This window comes from Sphingobium sp. 3R8, assembly GCF_020166615.1.
In the GTDB taxonomy this organism is placed as follows: domain Bacteria; phylum Pseudomonadota; class Alphaproteobacteria; order Sphingomonadales; family Sphingomonadaceae; genus Sphingobium; species Sphingobium bisphenolicum.
In genome coordinates, this window is sequence record NZ_JAIQXR010000002.1 from 105,621 (window position 1) to 131,508 (window position 25,888).

At 67.2% G+C, this 25,888-nt stretch carries 26 protein-coding genes; 15 read left to right on the plus strand and 11 right to left on the minus strand.

All coding sequences use genetic code 11. The annotated features are described in order from the left end of the window. Nucleotides 1–42: 42 nt before the first annotated feature. Together K9B33_RS02510 and K9B33_RS02515 are read right to left on the minus strand one after the other, a co-directional pair. Complete coding sequence (locus K9B33_RS02510) at nucleotides 43–510, minus strand: hypothetical protein (protein ID WP_224546440.1); 468 nt, start codon at nucleotides 508–510, stop codon at nucleotides 43–45. Between the two features lie 224 nt (nucleotides 511–734). Continuing rightward, nucleotides 735–908 carry a DUF1674 domain-containing protein gene (locus K9B33_RS02515; RefSeq protein WP_224546441.1) on the minus strand — a complete coding sequence of 58 codons (174 nt, stop codon included), beginning with the start codon at nucleotides 906–908 and terminating at the stop codon, nucleotides 735–737. Between the two features lie 88 nt (nucleotides 909–996). On the opposite strand from K9B33_RS02515, the gene htpX reads away from it, so the two are divergent. From htpX to K9B33_RS02550, 7 genes are all read left to right on the plus strand, one after another. Then, complete coding sequence (gene htpX, locus K9B33_RS02520) at nucleotides 997–1,926, plus strand: zinc metalloprotease HtpX (RefSeq protein ID WP_224546442.1); 930 nt, start codon at nucleotides 997–999, stop codon at nucleotides 1,924–1,926. Nucleotide 1,927: 1 nt separating this feature from the next. Then, nucleotides 1,928–2,242 carry a hypothetical protein gene (locus K9B33_RS02525; protein ID WP_224546443.1) on the plus strand — a complete coding sequence of 105 codons (315 nt, stop codon included), beginning with the start codon at nucleotides 1,928–1,930 and terminating at the stop codon, nucleotides 2,240–2,242. A 25-nt stretch (nucleotides 2,243–2,267) separates the two neighbouring features. Further along, nucleotides 2,268–3,560 carry an RsmB/NOP family class I SAM-dependent RNA methyltransferase gene (locus K9B33_RS02530; RefSeq protein WP_224546444.1) on the plus strand — a complete coding sequence of 431 codons (1,293 nt, stop codon included), beginning with the start codon at nucleotides 2,268–2,270 and terminating at the stop codon, nucleotides 3,558–3,560. Between the two features lie 51 nt (nucleotides 3,561–3,611). Next, nucleotides 3,612–4,103: a diguanylate cyclase gene (locus tag K9B33_RS02535; RefSeq protein ID WP_224546445.1), complete on the plus strand. Its 492-nt coding sequence runs from the start codon at nucleotides 3,612–3,614 to the stop codon at nucleotides 4,101–4,103. A gap of 89 nt (nucleotides 4,104–4,192) precedes the next feature. Next, entirely contained in the window at nucleotides 4,193–4,855 is a 663-nt protein-coding gene (gene rpe, locus K9B33_RS02540; RefSeq protein ID WP_224546446.1) for a ribulose-phosphate 3-epimerase, read from the plus strand. After that, nucleotides 4,852–6,618, plus strand: coding sequence for a heparinase II/III family protein (locus tag K9B33_RS02545; RefSeq protein WP_224546447.1), 1,767 nt, complete (start codon nucleotides 4,852–4,854; stop codon nucleotides 6,616–6,618). Before rpe ends, K9B33_RS02545 begins: the two co-directional genes overlap by 4 nt. A gap of 113 nt (nucleotides 6,619–6,731) precedes the next feature. After that, a complete protein-coding gene (locus K9B33_RS02550) occupies nucleotides 6,732–7,046 on the plus strand; it encodes a hypothetical protein (protein WP_224546449.1) in 315 nt (104 codons plus the stop codon). Nucleotides 7,047–7,154: 108 nt separating this feature from the next. Here K9B33_RS02550 and K9B33_RS02555 read toward each other — a convergent pair whose 3' ends face one another. Next, nucleotides 7,155–9,113, minus strand: a complete 1,959-nt coding sequence (locus K9B33_RS02555; RefSeq protein WP_224546451.1) for an alpha/beta hydrolase family protein — start codon at nucleotides 9,111–9,113, stop codon at nucleotides 7,155–7,157. Between the two features lie 156 nt (nucleotides 9,114–9,269). Between K9B33_RS02555 and purH the strand changes: the two genes are divergently transcribed. From purH to K9B33_RS02580, 5 genes are all read left to right on the plus strand, one after another. Further along, nucleotides 9,270–10,859: a bifunctional phosphoribosylaminoimidazolecarboxamide formyltransferase/IMP cyclohydrolase gene (purH, locus tag K9B33_RS02560; RefSeq protein ID WP_224546453.1), complete on the plus strand. Its 1,590-nt coding sequence runs from the start codon at nucleotides 9,270–9,272 to the stop codon at nucleotides 10,857–10,859. Nucleotides 10,860–11,034: 175 nt separating this feature from the next. Then, nucleotides 11,035–11,367, plus strand: a complete 333-nt coding sequence (locus K9B33_RS02565) for a UrcA family protein (protein WP_224546454.1) — start codon at nucleotides 11,035–11,037, stop codon at nucleotides 11,365–11,367. Between the two features lie 180 nt (nucleotides 11,368–11,547). Further along, a complete protein-coding gene (locus K9B33_RS02570) occupies nucleotides 11,548–13,071 on the plus strand; it encodes an NAD(P)/FAD-dependent oxidoreductase (protein ID WP_224546455.1) in 1,524 nt (507 codons plus the stop codon). Nucleotides 13,072–13,076: 5 nt separating this feature from the next. Next, nucleotides 13,077–13,475, plus strand: coding sequence for a GtrA family protein (locus tag K9B33_RS02575; protein WP_224546456.1), 399 nt, complete (start codon nucleotides 13,077–13,079; stop codon nucleotides 13,473–13,475). Then, entirely contained in the window at nucleotides 13,453–15,210 is a 1,758-nt protein-coding gene (locus K9B33_RS02580) for a hypothetical protein (RefSeq protein ID WP_224546457.1), read from the plus strand. Before K9B33_RS02575 ends, K9B33_RS02580 begins: the two co-directional genes overlap by 23 nt. Here the strand turns inward: K9B33_RS02580 and msrB are convergent. From msrB to K9B33_RS02595, 3 genes are read right to left on the minus strand one after another with little or no spacing between them, the layout of a single operon-like run. Continuing rightward, nucleotides 15,197–15,673 carry a peptide-methionine (R)-S-oxide reductase MsrB gene (gene msrB / locus K9B33_RS02585; RefSeq protein ID WP_224546458.1) on the minus strand — a complete coding sequence of 159 codons (477 nt, stop codon included), beginning with the start codon at nucleotides 15,671–15,673 and terminating at the stop codon, nucleotides 15,197–15,199. The genes K9B33_RS02580 and msrB overlap by 14 nt on opposite strands. 19 nt (nucleotides 15,674–15,692) lie before the next feature. Further along, entirely contained in the window at nucleotides 15,693–16,883 is a 1,191-nt protein-coding gene (locus K9B33_RS02590) for an ABC transporter permease (protein WP_224546459.1), read from the minus strand. After that, the gene (locus K9B33_RS02595) at nucleotides 16,880–17,869 is read right to left on the minus strand and encodes an ABC transporter ATP-binding protein (RefSeq protein ID WP_224546709.1); all 990 of its coding nucleotides are present in this window, start codon (nucleotides 17,867–17,869) and stop codon (nucleotides 16,880–16,882) included. The genes K9B33_RS02590 and K9B33_RS02595 overlap by 4 nt, the downstream gene beginning before the upstream one ends. Before the next feature lie 22 nt (nucleotides 17,870–17,891). Here K9B33_RS02595 and queG point away from each other — a divergent pair, with 22 nt between their 5' ends. Beyond that, complete coding sequence (queG, locus tag K9B33_RS02600; protein ID WP_224546460.1) at nucleotides 17,892–18,950, plus strand: tRNA epoxyqueuosine(34) reductase QueG; 1,059 nt, start codon at nucleotides 17,892–17,894, stop codon at nucleotides 18,948–18,950. Nucleotides 18,951–18,981: 31 nt separating this feature from the next. Here queG and K9B33_RS02605 read toward each other — a convergent pair whose 3' ends face one another. The 5 genes from K9B33_RS02605 to hemC form a co-directional block, all read right to left on the minus strand. Beyond that, nucleotides 18,982–19,998 carry a fatty acid desaturase family protein gene (locus K9B33_RS02605; protein WP_224546461.1) on the minus strand — a complete coding sequence of 339 codons (1,017 nt, stop codon included), beginning with the start codon at nucleotides 19,996–19,998 and terminating at the stop codon, nucleotides 18,982–18,984. A 440-nt stretch (nucleotides 19,999–20,438) separates the two neighbouring features. Further along, nucleotides 20,439–21,191, minus strand: coding sequence for an alpha/beta fold hydrolase (locus K9B33_RS02610; RefSeq protein ID WP_315975805.1), 753 nt, complete (start codon nucleotides 21,189–21,191; stop codon nucleotides 20,439–20,441). Between the two features lie 139 nt (nucleotides 21,192–21,330). Then, complete coding sequence (locus K9B33_RS02615) at nucleotides 21,331–22,227, minus strand: hypothetical protein (protein WP_224546463.1); 897 nt, start codon at nucleotides 22,225–22,227, stop codon at nucleotides 21,331–21,333. An 8-nt stretch (nucleotides 22,228–22,235) separates the two neighbouring features. Further along, the gene (locus K9B33_RS02620) at nucleotides 22,236–22,907 is read right to left on the minus strand and encodes a uroporphyrinogen-III synthase (RefSeq protein WP_224546465.1); all 672 of its coding nucleotides are present in this window, start codon (nucleotides 22,905–22,907) and stop codon (nucleotides 22,236–22,238) included. Next, complete coding sequence (gene hemC / locus K9B33_RS02625; protein WP_224546467.1) at nucleotides 22,904–23,830, minus strand: hydroxymethylbilane synthase; 927 nt, start codon at nucleotides 23,828–23,830, stop codon at nucleotides 22,904–22,906. Before hemC ends, K9B33_RS02620 begins: the two co-directional genes overlap by 4 nt. Nucleotides 23,831–23,874: 44 nt before the next feature. On the opposite strand from hemC, the gene tsaD reads away from it, so the two are divergent. Together tsaD and K9B33_RS02635 are read left to right on the plus strand one after the other, a co-directional pair. After that, nucleotides 23,875–24,909: a tRNA (adenosine(37)-N6)-threonylcarbamoyltransferase complex transferase subunit TsaD gene (tsaD, locus tag K9B33_RS02630; protein WP_224546469.1), complete on the plus strand. Its 1,035-nt coding sequence runs from the start codon at nucleotides 23,875–23,877 to the stop codon at nucleotides 24,907–24,909. Continuing rightward, a complete protein-coding gene (locus tag K9B33_RS02635) occupies nucleotides 24,906–25,877 on the plus strand; it encodes an NAD(P)H-dependent glycerol-3-phosphate dehydrogenase (RefSeq protein WP_224546470.1) in 972 nt (323 codons plus the stop codon). Before tsaD ends, K9B33_RS02635 begins: the two co-directional genes overlap by 4 nt. Nucleotides 25,878–25,888: the final 11 nt, after the last annotated feature.

Below are 25,888 nucleotides of genomic sequence, written 5' to 3' on the forward strand. Positions count from 1 at the left end.
ACAAGAAAGGCCGCGACCGATCAAGATCGATCGATCACCGCCCTATACGGCGAGGAGACGGCTGGCGACGCCTTCCAGCGCCGCGATTTCGCCATCGAGATAATCAAACGCGACATGCTGGATATTGTTGCGGCTGTCGCGACAGGTGAAACCGCCCGGTTCTGGCTGGTGAAAACCCTGGATGATCAGCGCCCGAAAGCGATCGATCCGCTGCATGTCGCGCTCGATCGCGGAAATTTCGGTCAGCGCGCTGGCGTTGCGCCGGTCGCGCATCGCCACCATCGTGCGCAATTCGGTCATCAGCTTGGCCATGCTCGGCCGGGTCCGGGCGCCTACGGTGCGCACGTCGCCCATGGCGTCGCGCAGCAGGCCGATCTTCGCCTCCAGACTCTGTTCCAGCATCGTCCAGGCGCACACCAGACGCCCGACCGCGCAGAGCAGCGCCGCATCCTCCGGCGCATAATCCGAAACCGCCTTCACATTCACGTCAGAAACCAATTGTACGCCCACGCCCCGATATCTCCTCTTGGCCCAAGCCTTCCGGGTTTGCGGGGCAAAAGACCAGAGGGATGGCGTTGGCTCCCCGCAGCGGCGGCACGGGCCATCGGCAGCCGTGCAAAATCGACGGCGAGCCGAGTCGGGCCAGCGGGATCAAGGGTTTAGAGCCGCACGACCGGGGCGATCGACAGGCGGGCGACAGGCGGGCGACAGGCGGTTTCGCCGGGTGCCGGTCGTCAGAAATCGATCGCGATGCCCTTGCGCTCCCAATCGCCATAGCGCACCGGGCTCATCGCCTCGTCATGCGGCGTGGGACGGTCCAGCGGATCGGGCTGGGGTACGGGCGGATTCTTGGACAGATGGGCGGGCGGCTTCACATGCGCGGGGCGCTGGCCGTTGAAGGTTCCCATGGTGGCGGCCTTTCGATTGCGACGGGGCGATATCACCCCCATATTCAGGACTGACAGGCTATCTGGGCCGACAAGGAGGCAAGTGCAAGTGAATGGCATGAAGACGACCATGCTGCTGGCGGCGCTGACCGCGCTATTCATGGCGCTGGGCTATACGCTGGGTGGCAGCGGGGGCGCGGTGATCGCGCTGCTGGCAGCGGCGGGCATGAACCTCTTCACCTTCTGGAACGCCGACAAGATCGTGTTGCGGATGCATGACGCGCGCGAGGTCGATGCGCAAAGCGCCCCCGATTTCTACAATCTGGTGCGCGACCTGGCGCAGCGGGCGCAACTCCCCATGCCGCGCGTCTATATCATCGACCAGGACGCGCCCAACGCCTTCGCAACCGGGCGCAACCCGCAAAACGCCGCCGTCGCCGCCACCAGCGGCCTGCTGGCGACGCTGAGCCGCGACGAGGTGGCGGGCGTGATGGCGCATGAACTGGGCCATGTGCAGAATCGCGACACCCTCATCATGACGATGGTCGCGACGATCGCGGGCGCGATATCGATGCTGGCCAATTTCGGCCTGCTCTTCCGCGGCGGCGGCCGGGAAGAGGGCCATGGCAATATGATCGCCAGCCTGATGGCGGTAATCGTCGCCCCCTTCGCCGCGATGATCGTGCAGATGGCGATCAGCCGCACCCGCGAATATGGCGCCGACCGGGCCGGGGCGGAAATCAGTGGCAATCCCCGTGCCCTCGCCTCCGCCCTCGCCAAGATTGCCGGGCAGGCGCAACGCATCCCCAATCCGGTGGCGGAGCGCAATCCGGCCGCGGCGCAGCTTTATATCGTGCCGACCCATGTCAGCGAACTCTTCTCCACCCACCCTGCCACGGAAAAACGCATCGCCGCGCTGCAGGATATGGCGGCGGAGATGGGCGCGCCCGCGATGAAGCCCGCGCCGCGCGCCTCCGCGCTTTCCCCGATAGCGCCGCCCCCACGCCGCCGCAGCGCGCTCGACCCGCACGGGCGCTAATATGGTCGACGAAATCGGCGAGGTCGTCGTCGATGTGGCGGGCGCGGTCCTGCGCCATGCCGGTGGCTTTGTCGTCGATCTGACCGTCGATCATGTCTTTTCCCGTCACACCGCACGCTTCTTCCATGGCGTGGGCCGGCGGCTGATCGCGGTGGTGACGGTCGGGCGCTGCCGCATTCCTTCCTCACTGCGAACCGTGCCCAAGGGCGTGTCCGCACGCCCGCGCCGGTCGGACTGGCTGGCGCTCTGGGTCGGCATATTGTCCTGGATCGCGCTGTTCCTGGGGCTGGGCTTTGGCGTCTCCCATTTTCTTTGATGGCGAAAGCGCGTAGGGGCCGCCCATGTCCCGCCGTCCCGCAATCCGCCCCGAAGATGTCCCCGGCCTGCCCGCCCGCCGCGCGGCGCTCAAGCTGCTCGATGCGGTGCTACGCCGGGGCGATCCGCTGGAACTGGCGCTGCATGGCGCGGCGCAGGGCTTGCCGCCTGCCGATCGCGCGCTGGTCCATGCGATCGCGGCCGAAACGCTGCGGCACCTGCCCGATCTCGACGCGCTGATCGACGGCGCGACCAAGCAGATTTTGCCGCCTGATGCGAAGGCGCGGATGGTGCTGCGCATCGCGCTCGTCCAGACGCTGGTGCTCGACACCCCGGCCCATGCCGCCATCGCCACGGCGCTGCCGCTGGTCGATGGCGGGCCGCGCAAGCTGGTCCATGGCGTGTTCGGCACGGTGACGCGCGGCGACCCCGCCCTGCCCTCGCCCCCGACCCTGCCCGCGCAGGTCGCCGAACGCTGGAGCGCTCAATGGGGCGAGGCTATGCCGCAGGCCGCCGCCCACGCCTATGCGATCCGGCCGCCGGTCGACATCAGCCTGCGCGATCCGGCCGAGACAGCGACATGGACAGCCCAACTCAATGGCACGTCCTTCGCCCCCGGCCATGTGCGCCTGTCCGAAAGCGCGGCCATACCCGCCTTGCCCGGCTTCGCGGAAGGCGCCTGGTGGGTGCAGGATATCGCCGCCGCCTGCGCCGCGCGCCTGCTGGGGCCGGGCGACGACCGTGCCGTGCTGGACCTGTGCGCCGCGCCGGGCGGCAAGACGATGCAGCTGGCCGCGGCCGGCTGGCGCGTTACCGCGATCGACCAGTCAAAGAAGCGGCTGGAGCGGCTGACCGAAAATCTCGCGCGCACCAGCCTGACCGCCGAGGTTACGACCGCCGATCTGCGGACATGGGAGCCGGATGCACCGGTGGACGCGATCCTGCTCGACGCGCCCTGCACCGCGACCGGCATCTATCGCCGCCATCCCGACGTGCTGCACCGCATCGGCCCGCGCCAGATTGCGGAGATGGCCGAGGTGCAGGGCGCACTGCTCGCCCGCGCCGCCGACTGGCTGAAGCCGGGCGGCCGGCTCATCTACGCCACCTGTTCGCTGGAGCGGGCCGAGGGCGAAGAACAGGTCGAACGCTTCCTGGCCGCCCGTCCCGACTGGATGCTGCTGCCGGTCGAACCCGGCGAAACGCCCGAGGGCATCGCGCCTGCGGAGCAGGGCTGGTTGCGGACATTGCCGGACACGCTGGCGGCCGAGGGCGGCACGGACGGATTTTTCATCGCGAGGCTTGCAAAGAAGGCGAACTAAGCCTTAACCATGAGGAGCTTAGAGAGGATTTTCCCGCGTTAAAGGTGCCCTGTGCGTCCGATCGAGCCTCTTCCTCTGAATCATAGCTGGCCGCTCTACGACCTGCGGGAACATCTTGCGCCGGTGCTGCTCGATTCCAGCATCGCCCGCAACGATGCGGCGCTGGCGGAACGCGGGCTTGGGCTGTGGCATTGCAACCTGGCCGACAACGCACTGAGCTGGACCGCCGGAGTCTATGACATATTCGGGCTGGAACGGGACAGTGCGGTCTCGCGTCCCCTGTCCGTCTCACTCTATGCCCCGGAATCGCGCGACGCGATGGAGCGGTTGCGCGCCTACGCCATCCGCCACAAGCGCGGCTTCACCCTCGACGTCGATATCAACCAGATCGACGGCGCGGGCCAATGCGCCATGCGACTGATCGCCGCGCCGGTGCTGGACGATGACGGGATCGTGGTCGGACTGCATGGCGTCAAGCAGTTGCTGCCCCGCGGCGCGCCCGCATCCCAACGGCTGGACCCCACGATTTTCGTGATGCTCTGACGGGCAGCGGACGCCTGCCGGAAACAATCGCGAATCGCCTGCAAATGTCCGTTGCCCTCGCCTGCGGTGGCGATTAAGGCGAACGGTTAATGACCCGTTCCATTCTCATCTCGCCCTCCATCCTCTCCGCCGACTTCGCCCGCCTGGGCGAGGAGGTCCGCGCCATCGACGAAGCGGGCTGCGACTGGGTGCATATCGACGTCATGGACGGGCATTTCGTCCCCAATATCACCATCGGCCCGAACGTGGTGAAGGCGCTGCGCCCGCACACGACGAAGGTCTTCGACGTCCATCTGATGATCTCTCCGGTCGATCAGTATCTCGAAGCCTTCGCCACCGCCGGGTCCGACATCATCACCGTCCATCCCGAAGCCGGGCCGCACATCCACCGTACCGTCCAGCATATCAGGTCGCTGGGCGTGAAGGCGGGCGTGGTGCTGAACCCCGGCACCCCGGCCAAGATGCTCGACTATCTGATCGATGACGTCGATCTGATCCTGGTGATGAGCGTCAACCCCGGTTTCGGCGGGCAGAGCTTCATCGAAAACCAGCTGCGCAAGATCGAAGCGATCCGCAAGATGATCGACAAGTCGGGCCGCGATATCCATCTGCAGGTCGACGGCGGCATCGATTTCACCACCGCGCCCAAGGCGATCGACGCGGGCGCGGACGTTCTGGTGGCCGGCACCGCCACCTTCCGTGGCGGCCCCTCCGCCTATGCCGACAATATCAGGAAGCTGCGGGGCGGGTGAACGACTATCGGCGCATCGCCAGCCGCTCCACCCCCGACGCTGCACCGGAAGCCGGCGACGATGGCATAGAGCAAGGCAAGCGTCTCATCCGCGTCGCGGATGACAAGGGGCTGTCATTGGCCCAGAAGATCGCCAATCAATTCTATCTACTCAGCTGGAAGACGCCGATCCACGGCCGCAAGCTGCGCGGCAAATATCCGCTGAAGCTGCTGGCGGTGCCCGACGACGCCATCCCCGGCGACGGCCGGGCAGGCGCGGCGATGCGGGCGGGTTATTTCCTGTTCCGCGGCCACAAGCTGCCGGTCGATGCGCTCGATTTCGCCAAATTGTCGGTCGGCCCGGCCTTTGCCGACTATCTCCACGGCTTCCGCTGGCTGCGCGACCTTGCCAGCAGCGCGACCCGCGAACAGGGTGCGCCGATCGCCGAAAGCATCATGCGCAAATGGCTGGCGGCCCATCACGAAACGCCCAGCGAACCGGCCTGGCGCGCGGACAATGCCGGCTGGCGGCTGCTCTTCTGGACCGCCCACGCGCCGCTGATCCTTTCGTCCAGCGACCTCGTCTATCGCTCGCTGGTGCTGAACTGCATCGCCCGCACCGCGCGCCACCTCGACCGCAGCGCCGACAAGGCGCCGATGGGCCTGCCCCGGCTGGTCGCCTGGTGCGGCATCGTCGCCGCCGCGCTGCTGATCCCCGGCGGGGCGGCACGCAAGCTGTTCGGCGAAGCGGGCCTGAAGCGCGCGATCGACAGCGGCTTCCACCCTGACGGCGGCATCGTGTCGCGCTCCCCGCTGGCGCAACTGGAAGCGGTGATGCTGCTGTCCATGCTGCGCGCCGTCTATGACGTGCGGCGTGAAGCCCCCCCGGCCTGCCTGACCGAAGGATTGAACCGCGCGGTCCCGGCGCTGCTGGGCCTCGCCCATGGCGATGGTGGCCTGGGCAACTGGCAAGGTTCCGGCGCGATCGACCCCGACCTGGTGTCCGCCGTGGTCGCGGCGAGCCAGGTGCGCGCCCGACCGCTGCGCCAGGCGCGCGACTGGGGCTATCAACGGATCGCAGCGGGATCGACCGTGCTGCAGATCGACGCTGCCCCGCCCCCGGTCGCGCGCCTCGCCGAGGCAGGCTGCGCATCGACCGGCGCGATCGAGATCAGCGACGGCCCTCTGCGGCTGGTGGTCAATTGCGGCGGCGCAGCGCTGGAAGGGGCGTGGATACCGTCCGACCTGGCCCAGGGACTGCGTACCACCGCGGCGCACAGCACGCTGATCCTCAACGACAATAATTCGACCGCGCTGCTGCCCGACGGGACGCTGGGCAAGGGCGTGACCGAGGTCGAGCTGAACCGGCAGGAGCTGGACAATGGCAGCCGGCTGGACCTGTCGCATGACGGCTATGTCCGACGGCTGGGCTATGTCCACCGCCGCCTGCTGATGATGAGCGGCGACGGCAAGGAGATCCGCGGCGAGGATATGCTGACCCCGGCGCAGCGGCGGCGCAAGCCCGCGAAACAGCCGGTGCAACTGCGCTTCCACCTCGCGCCGGGCGTCGAGCCGACGCTGACGGCGGACAGCCAGGGCGCACTGCTGCGCATCGATCTGGGCGCACTCTGGCAATATCGTACCGGCGCGGGCGTGCTGAGCATCGAGGACAGCCTGTGGGTCGACGGCGACGGCCGCCCCCATCCGACCAAACAACTGGTCGTGACCAGCGAAGCGCTGCCCGGCGGATCGAGCATCGGCTGGATTTTCAAGCGGGTCGGGTGAGGCCGGTTGGATCGCGGGTCGTCTGAAAACGACCATTTTTCGCCGTTTACGGCAATCGCAATGTTGCAGTAAAGCTGACATTAGGTTGAGCTGTTTTGCAGCAGGAGACGAGAATGCATCCATGGGATATCAACGAAATTCTGCGTCGTGACGAATTCGACGACCTCATAGATGAGTTGTCGTCGAGCACAATTGAAGCTTTTAATCCGTTTACAAAGCCAGCGATCGTGACCATGACAATTGGGAACGCAGATTTCGCTCAATCAATTATGGATTTGGCGATTGACGCGATGCACCAATCAAAGCGGGAGTATGTTTCAGCTATAAACGGAGAAAGGTCATCTGAGGCTAGTACGGCTGCTGACAAGGTTGTTGCTATGCGTGAAATCCTGCGGCAGCTAGTGCCCATTAGGAATGGCGAGTCTTAATTAGCAGCCCGCCTACCCAATAGCCGCCCGTCCGCTTCCCACCCAAATCGGCCATATCTCTGCAGGTTCACCACCGAGAGCCAAGCACTTTTGCCTTGGCGCTCCCCGTCATTGCCCCGCAGCGGGCTTCAAATATCTGTCGAACCACGCCACCGTCCGCGTCAGCGAATCGAGCTGGTTCTCGCGCTTCTGGAAGCCATGGCCCTCGGCGGGGTAGAAGATGGTTTCGACCACATTCCCTTTCGCCTTCAATATGTCATGCACTTCCTGCGCCTGCCCCCGCGGCACGCGGATGTCGTTTTCGCCCTGGATCGTCAGCAGTGGCGCTTTGGCGTCGCGGATATAGGTGAGCGGCGAGGCCGCGTCATAGACTTTGGGGTCGCTTTCCGGCGTGCCGAGCAGCCCGCGCTGATAGGCTTTCAACTCTTCGTCCTGGTCGCGATACATGGTGCGCCAGTTGATGATGCCGAACCATTGCACCGCAGCCGCGAATTCGTCGGGCGCGCGGCCGATCGCCATCAGCGTCATGAAGCCGCCATAGCTGCCGCCGAAGATGCCGACGCGCTTGGCATCGACATAGCCGGTCTTCACCAGGAAATCCTTGGCCGCGATCGTGTCTTTCAGGTCGCCGCCGCCCAGATCCTTGTAATTGCCGTCCTGGAACGCCTTGCCATAGCCGGTCGAGCCGCGGAAATTGGGCTGGATCACCACATAGCCGCGGCTGGCGAAGGCGGTGGCATAGCGGCTGTAGCCATCCTGCGCCTGCCCGGTGGGGCCGCCATGGGGCAGGACGATCGCGGGATTGCCGCCGTCGCGCTTCAGATTGGCGGGCATGGTGACGATCGCGCTGACCAGCGTGCCGTCGAAGCTCTTGTAAGTGACGACGGTCGATTTGGGCAGCACGTCGGGCTGGAGGCTGGCGATGGCGAGTTGGGTCGCGGGCCGCGACGCGCCGGTCGCCAGATCGTAGAGATAGAGGTTGGCCGGCGAATCCGCGCCCGAATGATTGACCATCAATGTGCGGCCGTCGGGCGATCGCGGTTCGCGGCCGACGGGATAATTGACGCCCGGCGGGATCGGCAGCGCAGTTTCCGCGCCGGTCGCCAGATCATAGGCGTAGAGCGTGCTGCGGGTATCGGCGTTGGTGCCGAAGATCAGCGTCTTGCCGTCGCGGGTGAAGAGGCTGGCGGTCTGCTCCCATGGCGTCGGTTTCAGCCAGGTCCAGCGTTTGGCGGCGACATCATACAGCCCGGCATGAATCTGGCCGGTGCCGACGTCGGTGTTGACCGCGATCCATTTGCCGTCGGCGGTCGCGTCCGCCGCATCATAGACCGTATCGGCCTTGGCGATCAGCTTGGTCGCGCCGCCGCTCGCGACGTCGATCCGCCACACTTCGCCCACCTTGGAATCGATACGGTCGCGATTGGCGATCAGCGCCTTGCCGCCATCGATCCAGGCGATCGGCGTCCAGCCATATTGCGGGTCGGCCTCCTGCGTCAGCACGCGCACCGCGCCGGTCGCGTCCATCACCGCGACATTGGTCTGCCCCTGCGACTTGAGCTTGGTCGACAGCGCGACCAGCCCGCCGACCGGGCCGGGCAGCATCCCGCTCTCACGCCGGTCGGGCGTGTTCGTCAGATTCTCGACCGCGCCGCCGTCTACCGACACGCGATAGATGTCGCTATATTCGTTGCCGCCGACATCCTGCTGGAAATAGACATAATGGCCGTCTGCCGATGCGGTGAGACCGGTCTGCGCGTCGTCGGACTGGGTGAGCTGGACCGGCCAGCTACCCGCCGTGTCGGTCCGCCAGATATTGGTGCGCCCGGTCAGGTTGGTCGCGACGAAAATCTGCTTGCCGTCGATGCTCCACGCCACGCTGCCCAGGGTGCGCGATGCGCCGATGTCCGCCACCGGTACGGCGCGCGCCTTGGGATTGACCGGCGATTGCAGGCTGGCGGGGTCGGTGACGGGACGGTCGGGGGTGGCGATCTGGGCGATGGCGGGGTGGGCGGCGGGCAGCGCCATGAGCAACGGCAAGGCGGTGGCGGCAAGCAGACGGCGCATGGTGACTCCCCCAACTGTGATAGCGTGGCAGGACACTATCGACGCGGTGTCCCAAGCCAAGCGGAATCGCGCTTTCGTACTGTATTTTTACGCTGCCGGGGCTTATGGGGCTGGCGCAAAGCCGTCCTGCCCTTTGCCTGTAGAAAGCCCCTGTTCATGACCGACGTCCCCATCAAGCGCGCCCTCCTGTCCGTGTCCGACAAGGCCGGCCTGATCGAACTGGGCCGCGCGCTGGGCCGGCATGGCGTCGAACTGGTGTCGACTGGCGGCACCGCCAAGGCGCTGCGCGAGGCGGGGCTGGACGTGAAGGACATCTCCGACCTCACCGGTTTCCCCGAAATGATGGACGGCCGCGTCAAGACGCTGCATCCCAAGGTCCATGGCGGCCTGCTCGCCGTGCGGGGCAATCCCGAGCATGTCGCATCGATGGACGAACATGCAATCGGCGCGATCGACCTGGTGGTCGTCAATCTCTATCCCTTCGCTGCGACCGTTGCCAAGGGCGCCGAGCGCGAGGAGATCATCGAGAATATCGACATCGGCGGTCCGTCGATGGTGCGCTCCGCGGCCAAGAATCATGAAAGCGTCGCCATCGTCACCGATCCGGCCGACTATGCCCGGCTGATCGCCGAGATGGCGGAAAAGGGCGGCGCGACCAGCTACGACTTCCGCCGGATGCTCGCGGCCAAGGCCTATGCCGCCACCGCCGCCTATGATTCGATGATCGCCAGCTGGTTCGCCTTCGCCGACCAGGGCACGATGTTCCCCGACACGCTGGTGGTGGCGAGCAGGCTGGGCACGCCCCTGCGCTACGGCGAAAATCCGCACCAGTCGGCCGCGCTCTATCTGCCCACCGGCCCGTCGGCGAAGGGCATCGCCCAGGCGCAACAAATCCAGGGCAAGGAACTGAGCTACAATAATTATAACGACGCCGACGCCGCGCTGGAGCTGGTCAGCGAGTTTCGCGACGGCCCGCCCACGGTCGTCATCGTCAAGCACGCCAACCCCTGCGGCGTGGCGACCGGCGAGACGCTGATCGAGGCCTATGAGGCCGCGCTCGCCTGCGACAGCGTGTCGGCCTTTGGCGGCATCATCGCCGTCAACCGCCCGCTCGACGGCCCGACCGCCGAAGCGATCAGCGGCATCTTCACCGAAGTCGTCGCCGCGCCCGACGCGAATGACGAAGCCAAGGCGATCTTCGCCAAGAAGAAGAATCTGCGCCTGCTGCTGACCGGCGACCTGCCCGATCCGGCCCGCCCCGGCCTGCAGATCAAGAGCATCGCCGGCGGCCTGCTGGTCCAGAGCCGCGACAACGGTCAGGTGACGGAAGATGCGCTCAAGCTCGTCACCAAGCGCGCGCCGACGGGGCAGGAGCTGAAGGATTGCCTCTTCGCCTGGACCGTCGCCAAGCATGTGAAGTCGAACGCCATCGTCTATGCCAAGGACGGCAGCACCGCGGGCGTGGGCGCGGGTCAGATGAACCGCCTCGAATCCGCGCGCATCGCCGCGTGGAAGGCCAAGGACGCCGCCGAAAAGGCCGGCTGGGCCACGCCGCGCACGATCGGGTCTGCGGTCGCTTCCGACGCCTTCTTCCCCTTCGCCGACGGCTTGCTGGCGGCGGTGGAAGCCGGCGCCACGGCAGTGATCCAGCCGGGCGGGTCGATCCGCGATGACGAGGTGATTGCGGCCGCGGACGAGGCCGGTCTGGCGATGGTCTTCACCGGGATGCGCCACTTCCGCCACTAAGGTTGATGCGGGTGCGAAGCCAATCCCTTCGCACCCGCAAAATCGCGGAAAACCGCCAATTTTTATCAATTGGCCTCTTTTCATCCGCACCGGCAAGGCCTATTTAGGACAAGACCCTACTTCCACGTCAGACGTGGGGCAGACAATTAGAAAACATGTTCGACAGGAGACTTGGATGACCAGAAAGACGTGGGTGGCGCTGGCCGCCACGATGGCCCTTGCGCTGCCCGGCGTGGCGAGCGCCGGCAGCAATGACATGGATGTGATCGTGGACGGCCATGCCGGCACGGAAACGCGCACTCTCGCCGTGTCGGTGGCCGACCTCAACCTCGCCAGCACCAACGGTATGCGCCGCGCCGATTCGCGCCTTGTCCGCGCCTCCAAGCAGGTGTGCGGCTGGGTCAACGGATCGATCCTGCCCGCGACCGACGATTATCGGAGCTGCTTCGGCAGTGCGATCGACGGCGCGCGCAGCGACCTCAGTACGCTGGCCCAGCGCCGGAGCTGACATCATAGCGCCTTCCCCGCACGAAGGGGAACTGCAGGGGGCCGCTCGACGCAAGTGGGGCGGCCCTTTGTCATGTCGGGCATCCGGCGCACGCCACATGCTTACCGTGCATTAACCACTCCTTAGAGGATTTCCTTCACTCCGGCAGGCACGAACGATCTTTCGGGGGAATAGCCTGCCATGCCGCGTACCGATCAAAGCGTCGACGTTGCCATCATCGGCGCCGGCCCTGCGGGCCTGACCGCCGCCTATTTGCTGACCAAGCAGGGGCTGCGCGTCACGGTGATCGAAAAAGACCCGGTCTATGTCGGCGGCATCAGCCGCACGGTCGAGCTGGACGGGTTCCGATTCGATATTGGCGGGCATCGCTTCTTTTCCAAGTCACAGCAGGTCGTCGACCTTTGGAACGAGATATTGCCCGACGACTTCATCCAGCGTCCGCGGATGAGCCGTATCTATTATGAAGGCAAATTCTACAGCTATCCGCTGCGCGCGTTCGAGGCGCTGTGGAATCTGGGCGTCTGGCGCTCCACCCTGTGCATGGCGAGCTTCGCCAAGGCCAGACTGTTCCCCAATCGCAACGTCCGCTCTTTCCAGGACTGGACCGTCAACGCCTTCGGCCACAAGCTCTTCTCCATCTTCTTCAAGACCTACACCGAAAAAGTGTGGGGCATGCCCTGCGACGAAATGTCGGCCGACTGGGCGGCGCAGCGGATCAAGGGCCTGTCGCTCTGGGGCGCGGTGATCGACGGGCTGAAGCGCTCGCTCGGCCTCAACAAGCGGCCCAATGACGGCATGGCGACCAAGACGCTGCTGGAGACGTTCCGCTATCCGCGCCTTGGCCCCGGCATGATGTGGGAAGCCGCGCGCGACCGGGTGGTCGAGGGCGGCAACCAGATACTGATGGCGCACAGCTTCAAGCGGCTGGAGGAAGATCAGGCGAACGGCGCATGGCGCCTGGTGGCGCAAGGGCCGGAGGGCGATGTCGTCATCAACGCCGTCCATGTCATCTCGTCGGCGCCGATGCGCGAACTGGCCGGGCGCATCCACCCGCTGCCTGACACGCTGCCCCAGGCGATGGACCTCAAATATCGCGACTTCCTGACCGTCGCATTGATGGTGAAGGGGGAGGATATCTTCCCCGACAACTGGATCTATATCCACGACAGCAAGGTGCAGGTCGGCCGCATCCAGAATTTCCGTAGCTGGTCGCCCGAAATGGTGCCCGATCCCTCGCTCGCCTGCGTGGGCCTGGAATATTTCTGCTTCGAGGGCGACGGCCTCTGGGCCGCGGCCGATGCGGATCTGATCGCGCTCGCCACCCGCGAGATGGCGCAACTCGGCCTGTGCAGCCCCGACGATGTCGTCGGCGGCGCCGTGGTGCGGCAGGAGAAGGCCTATCCCGTCTACGACGACGACTATGCCGCCAATGTGCTGGCGATGCGCAGCGAACTGGAAGCGCGTTATCCGACGCTGCATCTGGTCGGCCGCAACGGCATGCACCGCTACAACAATCAGGACCATGCGATGATGACGGCGATGCTGACCGTGCGCAACATCGTCGCGGGCGCGCGCGTCCATGACGTGTGGCAGGTCAATGAGGATGCCGAATATCATGAGGCGGGCGAAGAAGGCCAGGACGCCGACGCGCAGGCCGCGCTGGCCAGCGTCCGCGCCGTGCCATCGCGGCTGAAGGCGGCCTGATCCCCATGGCGGAGCGGATTGGCGCGCTGGTCGCGCGGCTGATGTTCGCCCGCTATCTGCTGGCGAGCATCGCCGCGCTGGCAAGCGACTTCGCCACCTTTCTGGCGCTGGATCATAGCGGCGCCTGGCCGGTGGTCGCGGCGCTGGGCGGCTATACGGTCGGCCTCATCGTCCATTGGATCATCTCCGTCCGCTTCGTCTTCGACCTGGGGGACGGCCCCACGCACAGCCAGCGCATCGGCTTCATCGCCAGCGCGATGATCGGCATGGGCATCACCATGGCGCTGGTCGGCGCGCTCAGCGCTTTTGGCCTGTCGCCGGCCCTCGCCAAGCTGGCGTCGGTCCCGGTCAGCTTCCTGTCCGTCTATGCGATCCGAAAATATGGCATATTTGCGCGCGGCTGACGCGCCGCGCGCCGCGCTGTCGGCGCTGCTCGCCTGGCTGCTGTGCAGCATGGCGATGCTCTGGCTGTTCCACGGCGATTTTGCCGCACTTGCCTTTCGCGATCCCGACGATGCGATGCGGCTGGCGCAGATACGCGACTGGATCGGCGGGCAGGCATTCTGGGACGTCAGCCAGCACCGGGTGAATCCGCCCGTCGGCGGGCCGATGCACTGGTCGCGGATCGTCGATATGCCGATCGCGGCGCTGATCCTGCTGCTGCGGCCGATGATCGGCTTGGGCAGCGCGGAACTGGTCGCCTGCGCGGTCGTGCCATTATTGCTGCTCGGCGCACTGACCGCCGCGCTGTTCGTCGCGGCGCGGCGGGTAGCGGGTCGCGGCATCGCCTTGCTCGGCGTCGCCCTCCTGCTGACCAGCCCCAGCATATTGGTGCAGTTCACGCCGCTTCGGATCGACCATCATGGCTGGCAGATCGCGCTGGCGACGCTGGCGCTGTGCGGCGCGCTCGATGCGCGGCCGGCGCGCGGCGGGATCGTCGCGGGTCTCGCACTGGCGCTCTGGCTGCAGATTTCGAGCGAGGCGCTGCCGTATGCGGTGCTGTTCGCAAGCGCCTTCGCCCTGCGCCACTGGATGGCGCGGGAGCAGGCGCCCCGCTTCATCGGCTTTGCGGCCGCGCTGGGTGGGGCCGCGCTCATATTGCTGGCGCTGCTGCGCGGGCCGCAGGCGCTGTTCGATGGAAAGTGCGACGCGCTGTCCTTCGTCTATCTCTGGCCGCTGGTGGCGCTGGCCCTGACGACGGCGATCGCGGCGCGACTGATCGGCGCAGCGACCGCAGGCCATCGCCTGGGCATTGCCGCGATGGGCGGCGGCGCGGCGCTGGCGACCTTCCTCGTGACCGGCGGGCCGTGCCTGTCGGGCGACCCCTTCGCCGCGTTGGGGCCAATCGCCTACAAGCTCTGGTATCTGCAGGTGATGGAGGGACGGCCGATCTGGGAACAGAGCCTGTCGATGCAAGGGGTGATCCTGCTGCCCTCGCTGCTGGGGATTTATGCCAGCCTGATCGCCGCACGCGCGCACCGGGGCGATGCGCGGATGCGCTGGCTGGTGCTGGCGCTGCTGCTCGCCGGGTCGACCTTGGTGGCGCTGCTGGTGATGCGGGCGCTGTCGGTCGCCCATGTCTTCGCGCTGCCGGGCATCGCCTGGCTGGTGGCGCGGCTGTTCCTCAAAGTGCAGGCGTCGCGCGCCGCGCTGGTGCGGGTGACGGGATCGGTGGGGCTGGTGTTGCTGACTCCGGCGGGCCTGTGCGCCGCCTGGGTGGCGGTGGCGGCCAAGCCCGAACCGGCCAAGGCGGCAAGCGCCAACTGCCGCGCCGCCAGCGTGCTGGCGCCGCTAAAGGCGCTACCGCCCGCCACCTTGTTCGCGCCGCTCGACCTTGGCCCCGACATCCTCGTCCAGACGCGCCATAGCGTCATCGGCACCGCGCATCATCGCAATGCGGCGGGCATTACCGCGGTGATCGAGGGGTTCGTCGATGCGCCGGCCCAGGCCCGCGCCGTCATCGCGCGGACGAGCGCGGCCTATGTCGTCACCTGCGAAGGACTGACCGAATATCGGCTTTATGGGCAGGAGAATGGACAGGGTCTGGCGGCGCTGCTGGCAAAAGGATCGCCGCCCGACTGGCTGCAGCCGCTCCCCGCGAAAAGCCCGCTCCGCATATGGCGGATCAGGCGGGACTGAACGTCATCGCCACGCCGTTCATGCAGTAACGCTTGCCGGTCGGCCGCGGCCCATCGTCGAACACATGGCCCAGATGGCCGCCGCAACGCGCGCAATGGACTTCGGTGCGGGCATAGCCCAGCAGGCCGTCGCGACTGGTGCCGACCGCCCTGGGCAGCGGCGCCCAGAAACTGGGCCAGCCGGTGCCGCTGTCGAACTTGGTCCTGGAACTGAAAAGCTTCTGGTCGCAGCCGGCGCAGGCGAAGATGCCGGCGCGATGCTCGTCGTTGAGTGGACTGCTGCCGGGATATTCGGTCGCCTGCTGGCGCAGCACCTTATAGCCCCAGGGGCTGAGCCGCTTCTTCCATTCCGCATCGCTCAAGGCGAAAGGATAGGCCGCCTGCGCCTTTTCGGGCAGCAATTGCCACAAGGCCAAAGCCACTGCGCCAGTCGTGACGCCACCCAGGAAATGCCGTCTGTCCATCCCGCCGGACATACGCGCCTCAGCCTGTCGCGGGCCTGAACAGCCGCTTCCACCAGCGGCCGCCCGACTGCATGACATGGCGGCGGAACAGCAGCACGCCGACGCGGATGATGAGGGCAACGAACGCCCCCTGCCAGACCAGCGCCACCAGATGCGGCCAGATCGCCCCGTCCTGCGCCGCGCGGGCGATCATCGCGAAGGGCGAACTGAACGGGAAGATGCAGGCCGCGACCTCCGCCGGCGATCCCATATGGTCCACCGCATAGCTGGCGAAGAAGAAGATCAGCATCTGCCCCATGGTGACCGGCATGTTGAGCGTCTGGACCTCGCGCACCGTCGCGGCCTGCGCGCCGATCCCCAGGAACAGCGAGCCGAGCAGCGTGTAGGCCATCGCGAAATAGAGCACCGCCAGAAGCAGGAACATCGGCCAGCCCACCGCCGGCGCGGGCAGCGCCCCGCCGCCGCCATGCAGCGCCAGGAAGATGGCGAAGGCGGTCCCGCCCCAGAAGGCGATGCCCACGAAGCTCATCGCCAGCATCGCCATCAGCTTGCCGAGGAAGATCGCGTCGATCGGTACGGCGGCGGCAAGAATCTCGATGATCTTGTTGGTCTTTTCTTCGACCAGGTTGGACAGGATCATGCCGGCGAGCAATATGGTGAGGAAGAACATCACCACCTGCGCCGCCCGGCCGATCAGCAGCCGCGCCTGCGCCTGTGCGCCCAGGCTGGTGGTCACTTCCTGTCGTTCGATGGTGACGAACCGGAGCGTGCGCTCGGCCAGCGCGGCTGTGGACAAGAGGCTGATGTCGCCCTGCAACTTGTCCAGATCCTCCACCTTGCCGGTCAGCACGGGGTGCAGCAGCGAGCCGGACAGGATCGCCACCACTTCGGAATCCGGCCGGGCGAGCTGGACGCGCGGGCTGGGGCTGGCGCGCGCGGGGCGCAGGCGCGGCAGGGTCTGGTCGCCCATCCGCTCGGCCAGCCGGTCGTGCGCCCGCTCCAGCGCTGCCGTGTCCGCTGCGGACATGGCGACACCGACGACAGGACGCAGGTCGGTGCTGGAAATCTTGTCGCCCAGGCCGCCAAAGGCGAAGCCGATGAGGATCGGCAGCAACGGCCCCAGCAGGAACAGGATGAAGGTGCGCGACAGTACGACCGCGGTGAAATCCCGCCGGGCGATGACCAGCGCCGCGCGGAGCAATTCCCTCATGCGTCCTCCTCCGGCGCCGGCTCGCCCTGCATCTGTTTGGCGGCGGCCGCCCCGGCGATCGCGACGAAGGCGTCGTGCAGGCCGGGCCGCTCGATCGACAAGCTCTCTATGCCCGCCTGTCCGTCGAGCAGCGCCCGGAGCAGCGGTTCTATCCCTTCGTCGGGCAAGGCGAAATGCCAGGCGCCGTCCTCCGCCACCGTATCGGCCGGCAGCGCGCGCCGCCAGCCGCCGTCGCTGACCCGCGTGCGCAGCCGCACCTGCGATCGCAACTGGTCGCGCGCGTCGCCCGGCGTCCCTTCGAACCGGATACGGCCGCCCGCGACGATGGCGATCCGCTCGCACAATCGATCGGCGTGGGCGATGACATGGGTCGAAAAGAGGATCGTCACACCTTGCCGCGCCTGTTCCCGGATCAAAGCCTCCAGCTTTTCCTGGTTGATCGCGTCCAGCCCGGAAAAAGGCTCGTCCAGCACGATCAGCCGGGGTTCGTGGATGATCGTGCCGAATAATTGCACGGTCTGGGCCATGCCCTTGGACAATTGCCGGATCGGCTTGTCCGCCGCCGCGCCCATGCCATGCCCCTCCAGCAACGCCCGCGCCCGCTCGCGGCCTTGCCTGAGCGGCAATCCGCGCAGCGCACCCATGAAGGCGATCGCTTCATAGGCCTTCATCGACGGATAGAGGCCGCGTTCCTCCGGCAAATAGCCGACCTGTCGCGCCATGCGCAGCGGCTGCGCGTCACCCAGCAGCGTGCGATGCCCTTCATCCGGGTCGATGATGCCGAGCAAGGTGCGCAGCAGCGTGGTCTTGCCCGCGCCATTGGGGCCGAGCACGCCATAGATGGCGCCCGCAGGCACGGCGATGTCGATCCCGTCGACCGCGCGAAAGCTGCCGAATGTCTTGACAAGGCCATGGCCCTCGACGGCATAGGAGGCCGCCGGAACGGGCGCGGACATGAAGGATGGAGCCGGGGTGTCGCCGATCATCCCGTCCTGATAGTCTGGACCCATGCCCGTGCCTATAGAAACCTTGGCCGAACCCCTGGAACAGCGCCTGAAGGCGGAAGCGGCGCGTCTGGGCTTCGTCGTCTGCCGTATCGCGCCCGCCGACGCCGCGCCGCTGGCCGGCGATCGGCTGCGCCAATGGCTGGACGCGGGCCATCATGGCGACATGCTGTGGATGGAGGAGCGCGCCGAACAACGCGGATCGCCCAAGGGCCTCTGGCCCGACGTGCGCAGCGTCATCATGCTGGGCATGAGCTATGCGCCGGGGCGCGATCCGCTGGCGCTGGCCGATGTGCCGGACCGGGCGCGCTTTTCGGTCTATGCCCAGGGCAAGGATTATCATGACGTCGTCAAGAAAGCGCTCAAGGCGCTGGCCCGCTGGCTGGTCGAACAACAGCCCGGCAGCCTGAAGGTGTTCGTGGATACAGCGCCGGTGATGGAAAAGCCGCTGGCGCAGGGCGCGGGCCTAGGCTGGCAGGGCAAGCACAGCAACCTCGTCAGCCGCGACCATGGCAGTTGGCTGTTCCTGGGCGCCATCTATACCGAAATGGCGCTGGCGCCGGACGACGGCGAAACCGACCATTGCGGCCGCTGCACCGCTTGCCTCAACGCCTGCCCGACCGACGCATTCCCTTCGCCCTATGTCGTCGATGCGCGCCGCTGCATCTCCTATCTGACGATCGAGCATAAGGGGCCGATCCCTGAGGAACTGCGCGCCGGGATCGGCAACCGCGTCTATGGCTGCGACGATTGCCTGGCGGTCTGTCCCTGGAACAAGTTCGCCGACGCCGCGGCGGCGAACCGCGCCTTTGTCGGCCGGGCGGAACTGGCCGCGCCGGCCATCGCCGACCTGCTCGACCTGGACGATGCCGGCTTCCGCGAGATTTTCTCAGGCTCGCCGATCAAGCGGATCGGCCGCAACCGCCTGGTCCGGAACGCCGCGATTGCGGCCGGCAACAGCGGTGATGCGCGGTTGCTGGGCCGGCTGGAAGCGCTGATCGGCGATGACGACCCGGTGGTGGCGGAAGCGGCGACCTGGGCGATCGGCAAGCTCTCCGGATGAGCTGACGCGCCGTGATGCCTGACGGCTGGCGTCAGCGCTTCGCTGCGGCGCGGGTAGAGGGCATGGTCGTGGCGGGCAAGACGGACGGCGGCATCAACTCCCGGATGACGCCCCAATAGCCCTGCGTGATATGCGCATCCGCCGCATAGGCCGGATCGGTCATCAGATGCACGTGCAGCCGGCGCAGATGGTGCCAGGGCACCGACGGGAACAGATGATGTTCCAGATGATAGCTCACATTGAGCGGCGCGATCATGAACCTGTCGAGCAAGGTGGGGATGACGGTGCGCGTACCGTTCAGCTCCCTCTCGTCGGCGACGCCATTATGCTCGGCCATCGACCGAATCCGATTGATGACGTTCGCCCAGATGAATTGCGGGATCAGGACAAGGCCCAATAGCTGCCAGCGTAAGGGCGACCACAGCATCACGCCGTAGAACAGCACGGCCCAGGCGACATAGCGGAGCCGCAACGACAGGCTATAATCATAGCCGAAGCGGCGGGGATTGTGGAAATTGGCGATGGGCGCCCAGACCCGGCTGTCTCGCGCCATGCGATAATAGTTGAGGCCGGCCACGCTGCGAACCAGCAGCCAGGCCATGGCGGCCCAGCTCTTCGGAAAATGCTGGTCGGGGTCCCGCCGCTGGACGCGATAGTCGCGATCCCGCAGCGTATTGGTGTGACGGTGATGGTGCATATGGTTGGCGCGGTACAGATGGATGCTGAAACCCAGCGGATAGGCGACGAAAAGGTCGCCGATCAGATCGTTGAGGCGACGATTGCTGAAAAACATCCCGTGACAGGCGTCGTGCATCATCACCGCCAGGCATTGAATGCGCGATCCGATAACGAATCCGGCCAGAATATAGACGGCAATTCGATCGACATGGATCGCGATCGCGCCCGCTGCGATTGCGATCGCCCATTGCAGGAGCAGCAGCAGCGCGTTGCGGCGGTTGTCGATGACGGACAATTGCCGGATCAGCGGCAAAGTGCCACGCCGGGAGTAGCGATATCCGGGCGCGCGCTCCTCGGGGATATCTTCCATGGGAATGCCTCCGCATGTCGGGCCAGCCTGCGACAATGCTATGATCGGCGCAAACCGGCGTCAAGAATCGTGGCCCTGATATGTGCGGGGTTCAGGGGCGCGCAGGGCGCCTCTGGCCATCATGCCCGACCGATCAATCCATAGGCAGGCGGAACGTGCCCGCTTGGCGATCGGCAAGAAAACAGCCTGTCTTGGGGCGACCGATATCGGCCGCTCTTGACCCCTGCCCTGAAAGAGGGAGGAGAGGTAAGAAGCAGACAGTCCGCCATTCACCCCTCCTTCCGGCACGCACCCTCCCGATACGCCATAGACCGCGTCGTCGCACGGGCGTTGGCAGGGGCTTTCCCTTAGCTATTGGCTCGACAAGTCCTGCAACGGAATGACCTTCGCCCCTGTGCCTGTGTCGATCGCCAGACCGGATCGACAGAAGAAGGATCGTCTCAGGCGCGCCCGATCGCTTCCAGCGCTTTTCCCACGGCCGCTATCCCCTCCGGCGCGGCCGCGAAGCCCATATGGGTGCAATCCACTTCGATCGCCTTGTCGCGCTCCCCCGCGCGCCCCCGCGCGCATTCCGGCAGGATCACGCCATCACGCTGCGACCACAAGGCCACGGTCGGCACCGGCGGCTTGGCCTCGCGGGTGCAAGGGAAAGGCGGGCGATCGACCGGAAAGCCCGATACCAACTGGTACAGACGCCAGGCGTGATTAGCGCGCGGGTCGCCCGAAAAGGGCGTACCCATCGTCACCACGCCGCCGACCTTGTGGGCGGCGAACTTGGCATATTCGCGGGCATAAAGCCCGCCCAGGCTCCAGCCGACCAGCGTCACCGGCGCGCCGGTCCGCTTGCGGATCGCGTCCACCCGCCGATCGATCTTGTCCAGGCTGTCGGGCTTCGGCCCGAAATTGCGGCCCATGCCCCAGTCATGCGCGTCATAGCCCGCCGCGTTCAATATGTCGCGCAACCAGCCCATCCGTTGTTCCGACGCCATCAGTCCGGGAATAAGCAGCACCGACCGGCCGTCGCCCTGCATCTGGCCGGTGAGCAAGGCGGCCTGCGCACGGGTGCGGCTGAGGTCGAAGGGAACGGTCAGATTGCCCAGCAACTGTTGCAAAGGCGGAAGCTGTGCCGCACGTGGTCCGGGCGCTAAGCGGTCTTTCCAGAAACTGCTGACAGCTTGAGCGTAAGGCGGCACGACGATGATATCCTTGAACCCCGCCGCAGGCTGCGCGACCGGAAACGATGACATTATCGGGACAACGCTGCACGCGTCTATCGGTTTCGCCGCATGCGATCAACGGTTCGTCGTTTGTGACACTGCCTGGTGGCGGCGTTCAGGGCGCCAACGGCGACGTCTGGGCCACGGTCGCGCCCTCGGTCCCGCGCAACTGGCGCGGTTCCAGGATCGCGGCCGTCTCGATCAGGTCCAGCGCGCGCCGTGCTTCCAGATAGCGGCGGGCATATTGCATCCACCGGTCCGCCGCCGCCTTGCCCGGCATCCGCTCCACCTCGCCCAGCGCGGCGCTTACCCGGCCGCCGTCGATATAGCGCAGCGCCCGGTCCATCGCCGCCTGCGGCCGGGGTGAGGGGGTCGATGCCTTGCGGATGGTGACGAGTTCGCGCGCCTCATGCTCCAGCGCATCCCACCAGCCGGTGTCGGCGGGGGGCGTGGTGACGCGGGTGGCGACGTCCATCAGTCCGCCGCGCAGGTCGGCGAGCGTGATCGGTTCGCGCGCCGCATTGATGACGGCGGCGACGGCGCGCGGCTGCGCCTGGCCGAAGCGCAGCCGCAACTGCCCTTCGACATAGCCGAGCGGCGTCCCGCTATCGAGCGCGCGGCGCGCGGCGAAGGCGACCAGCAGCCCTTCGGCGCGGGCGGCATTGCCCGACGCCGCCTGCGCCTCCACGGTGATGCGGTTGAGCCGCTCTTCCAACTGGATGACGCGCGTATCGAGCATCTGCGCCGCATCGGTGGTCAGCGGCCGGACGGTCGCGCTCGCGCCGGTGCCGGTGATCAGGCCCTGCGGTTGCGTCGGGGCGGTCGGCTGCGGTTGTGGATCACCCCAGCGACGCTGAATCTGGGGCCAGGCCCAGACGGTGAGCGCGATGCCCAGGGCAAAAGCAAGCAGGATCAGGATGAGCAGCGGGAGGATCGTGCGGCGGCGCGGCGCCGTCACGGTCGCGTGGCCGACCCCATCCTCATCGCTCATGCTGGCCCTTTCGTCTGTCATTATGCCCGTCATTCGCACAATCGCGCGGCGAGAGCCAGCATCTCGTCATCGACCGGCAGCGCAGACGCCTGCCCGCTCGCCCAGCCCTCGCCGCAGGCGGCAAGCGCCGCCGGGCTGATCGCGACAATGTGCAGCGACGCGCGCCTGTCCTGCTCCATCTGCTCAGCCAGCCTTTCGCCCGCGCGCGGCGAATGGACCAGCAGCACCGATCCGGGCGCCGCGTCGGCGACCAGCGCCGGGTCCGGCGGCAGGGCGATCATGCTGTAAACCGCGACCCGCGTCACGTCGATCGCCTCCGCCGCCATCGGCGCGACGGTGGTCCCGCCCAGATGGAGCAACCGCCGATGCCCATCCGCCGCGATGCGCGCCGCGATGGCGGTGCCGTCGCCCATGCCCGCCACCACATCGGCAAAGCCCGCTTCGCGCAACGCCTGCGCGGTCGCTTCCCCCACGGCATAGGTCGGCAGTCCCCGAAAGGCGGTCAGCCCCGGTCCGGCCAGGCGCACGCCATGGGCGCTGGTCAGCAGCAGGGCATCGAAATGACTGGCTGGCGGGGACGTCCAGTCGGCCGGCTGCGGCGCGAACAGCGGATGCACCCGCACGCCCAGGCCCAGCGCCGCCGCCTTGGCCGCCGTCCTGCCCGCCGCCGGTTCGGGGCGCAGGATGAGAACGCGGTTCACGTGTCGAACAGCGCCCGCAACGCCGGACTGGCCCGCCCCAGCAGCGCATGGCCGACCGCCTGCGCCGCCTTGTCGTCGCCGCGCGCCAGCCGCGTCTCTTCGCGGACCGTCTCCTGCCCGTCCGGGCTGATGATCTCCGCGATCAGGTGCAGGTTTTCGCCGTCAACCCGGGCCAGCGCGGCGATCGGGGAATGGCAGGTGCCGCCCAATGCTTTCAGCACACCCCGTTCGGCCATCACAGCGTCACAGGTGTCGCGGTCGTTGATCGCGCCCAGCGCCTCGATCATGGCGACATTGTCGCCCAGCGTTTCGATCCCCACCGCGCCTTGCGACGGCGCGGGGAGCATGACGTCGATCGCCACGGTCGCGCCGACATCCCGCTGGTCCAGCCGGTCCAGCCCCGCCGCCGCCAGCAACGTGGCATGGACCTCGCCCGCCGCCAGCTTGGCCAGCCGGGTCGCGACATTGCCGCGGAACAGGGTGATGGTCGCATCGGGGCGTAGCCGCTTGACCTGCGCGGCGCGGCGCGGCGAGCTGGTGCCGACGACCGGATTGGCGGGCAGGGCGGCGAAATCATCGGCGCCCACCAGCCGGTCGCGCACATCGGCGCGCGGCAGCATCGCGGCGATACGGATCGCATCCGGCCGCAGCGTCTCCACATCCTTCATGCTGTGCACCGCAAAATCGATCTCGCCCTCGACCAGAGCCCGGTCCAGTTCCTTGGTCCATAGCGCCTTGCCGCCGATCTCGGCCAGCGCCCGGTCCTGTATCCGGTCGCCGCTGGTCTGGACGGTGACGATCGTCACCGCCTCGTCGGGCCAGCCATGGACGGCGCACAGCGCGCGGGCGGTCATGCGGGCCTGGGCCAGCGCCAGGGGCGATCCTCTGGTGCCGAGGCGCAACGGTCGATCGGACAAAAGCATATGCGGCTTGCTCTAATGACCACGGGCATTAGATGGAAGCGGCAATGACAATCATCCTTGGCCTGGAATCGAGCTGCGATGAAACCGCGGCGGCGCTGGTGAGTGCCGACGGCCGGATTCTCGCGCATCGCCTCGCCACGCAGGAAGAGGCGCACCGCCCCTATGGCGGCGTCGTCCCCGAAATCGCTGCCCGCGCCCATGTCGAGGCGCTCAGTCCCCTGATCGCAGCGGCGCTGACCGATGCGAAGATGACGCTGGCGGACGTGGACGTCATCGCCGCCACCGCCGGGCCGGGGCTGATCGGCGGGGTCATGGTCGGCCTCGTCACCGGCAAGGCGCTCGCCCATGCCGCGGGCAAGCCGCTGATCGCGGTCAACCATCTGGAAGGCCATGCGCTCTCGCCCCGCCTCGCCGATCCGACGCTGCAATTCCCCTATCTGCTGCTGCTGGTGTCGGGCGGCCATTGCCAGTTGCTCCATGTGCAGGGGCCGGGCGCCTATGTCCGTCTCGCCACAACCATCGACGATGCCGCAGGCGAAGCCTTCGACAAGACGGCTAAGCTGCTCGGCCTGGGCTATCCCGGCGGCCCGCAGGTGGAAAAGGCGGCGGCGCTGGGTCATGCCAAGGCCGTTCCTCTGCCTCGCCCCTTGATCCATACCGAAGAGCCGCATTTTTCCTTCGCGGGCCTCAAGAGCGCGGTGATGCGTGCGGTCCAGTCGGGCCAATATACGACCGAAGATATCGCCGCGAGCTTCCAGCAGGCGGTGATCGACTGCCTGATCGACCGCACCCGCCGCGCCCTGGGGCAGAGCGAGGGCATCACTGCGCTGGTCGTGGCGGGCGGGGTCGCCGCCAACAGCTCGGTCCGCGCCGCGCTCGAAGCGCTCGCCGCGGCCCACGACCTGCCCTTCGTCGCACCGCCGCTGTGGCTGTGCACCGACAATGCGGCGATGATCGCCTGGGCCGGGGCGGAGCGCTATGCGGTCGGCCTGATCGACGATCTCACCGTCCCCGCCCGGCCGCGCTGGCCGCTCGACCCGGCGGCCGAAAAGGCGCGCGGCGCAGGAGTGAAAGCATGAAGGCAGGAGTCATCGGTGCGGGCGCCTGGGGCACGGCGCTGGCGCAATTGCTGGCCAGTGATGGCCAGCCGGTCGCGCTCTGGGCGCTGGAGCCGGACGTGGTCGACGCGATCAACGGGCGGCAGGAGAACCCGCTCTATCTCGCCAATATTCCGCTCTCCGCCTCGATCCGGGCGACGGGCGCCATGACCGACCTCGCGACCTGCGACCTGCTGCTGGTCGTCAGCCCCGCCCAGCATCTGCGCAGCGTCGTCGCCCATGCCCCCGCCGGCGTGCCGCTTGTTCTCTGTTCCAAGGGGATCGAGGCGGGCACCAGCCTGCTGATGTCGGAAGTCGCGCAGCAGGCGCAGCCGACCTCGCCCATCGCGGTCCTGTCCGGCCCGACCTTCGCCCATGAAGTGGCGAAGGGCTTGCCGACCGCCATCACGCTCGCCTGCGAGGATCGGACGCTGGGCCAGCGCCTCGCCGCCCGCATCGCCCGCCCGTCCTTCCGCCCCTATCTGTCCGACGACGTCATCGGCGCGGAGATTGGCGGCGCGGTCAAGAATGTGCTGGCCATCGCCTGCGGCGTCGCGGAGGGCGCAGGTCTTGGCCTCAACGCCCGCGCCGCACTCATCAGCCGCGGTTTCGCGGAAATGACCCGCTTCGGCCTGGCGCGCGGCGCCCGCCCCGAAACGCTGGGCGGCCTGTCGGGTCTGGGCGACCTGGTCCTTACATGCTCCTCCACCAATTCGCGCAACTTCTCGCTCGGCAAGGGGCTGGGCGAAGGTGCAAGCGCCGCAGACCTGCTCGCCAACCGCCGCACCGTGGCGGAAGGGGCCTTCACCGCGCCGGTGCTGCGCGATGCCGCACGCGCGGCGGGCGTGGAAATGCCGGTGGTGGAGGCGGTGTGTGCGCTGCTCACCGACGCCGCGCCGCTCGGCGCCGTGATCGACGCGCTGCTCGCGCGGCCGTTGCGGCCCGAATAAGCCGTCGCGCC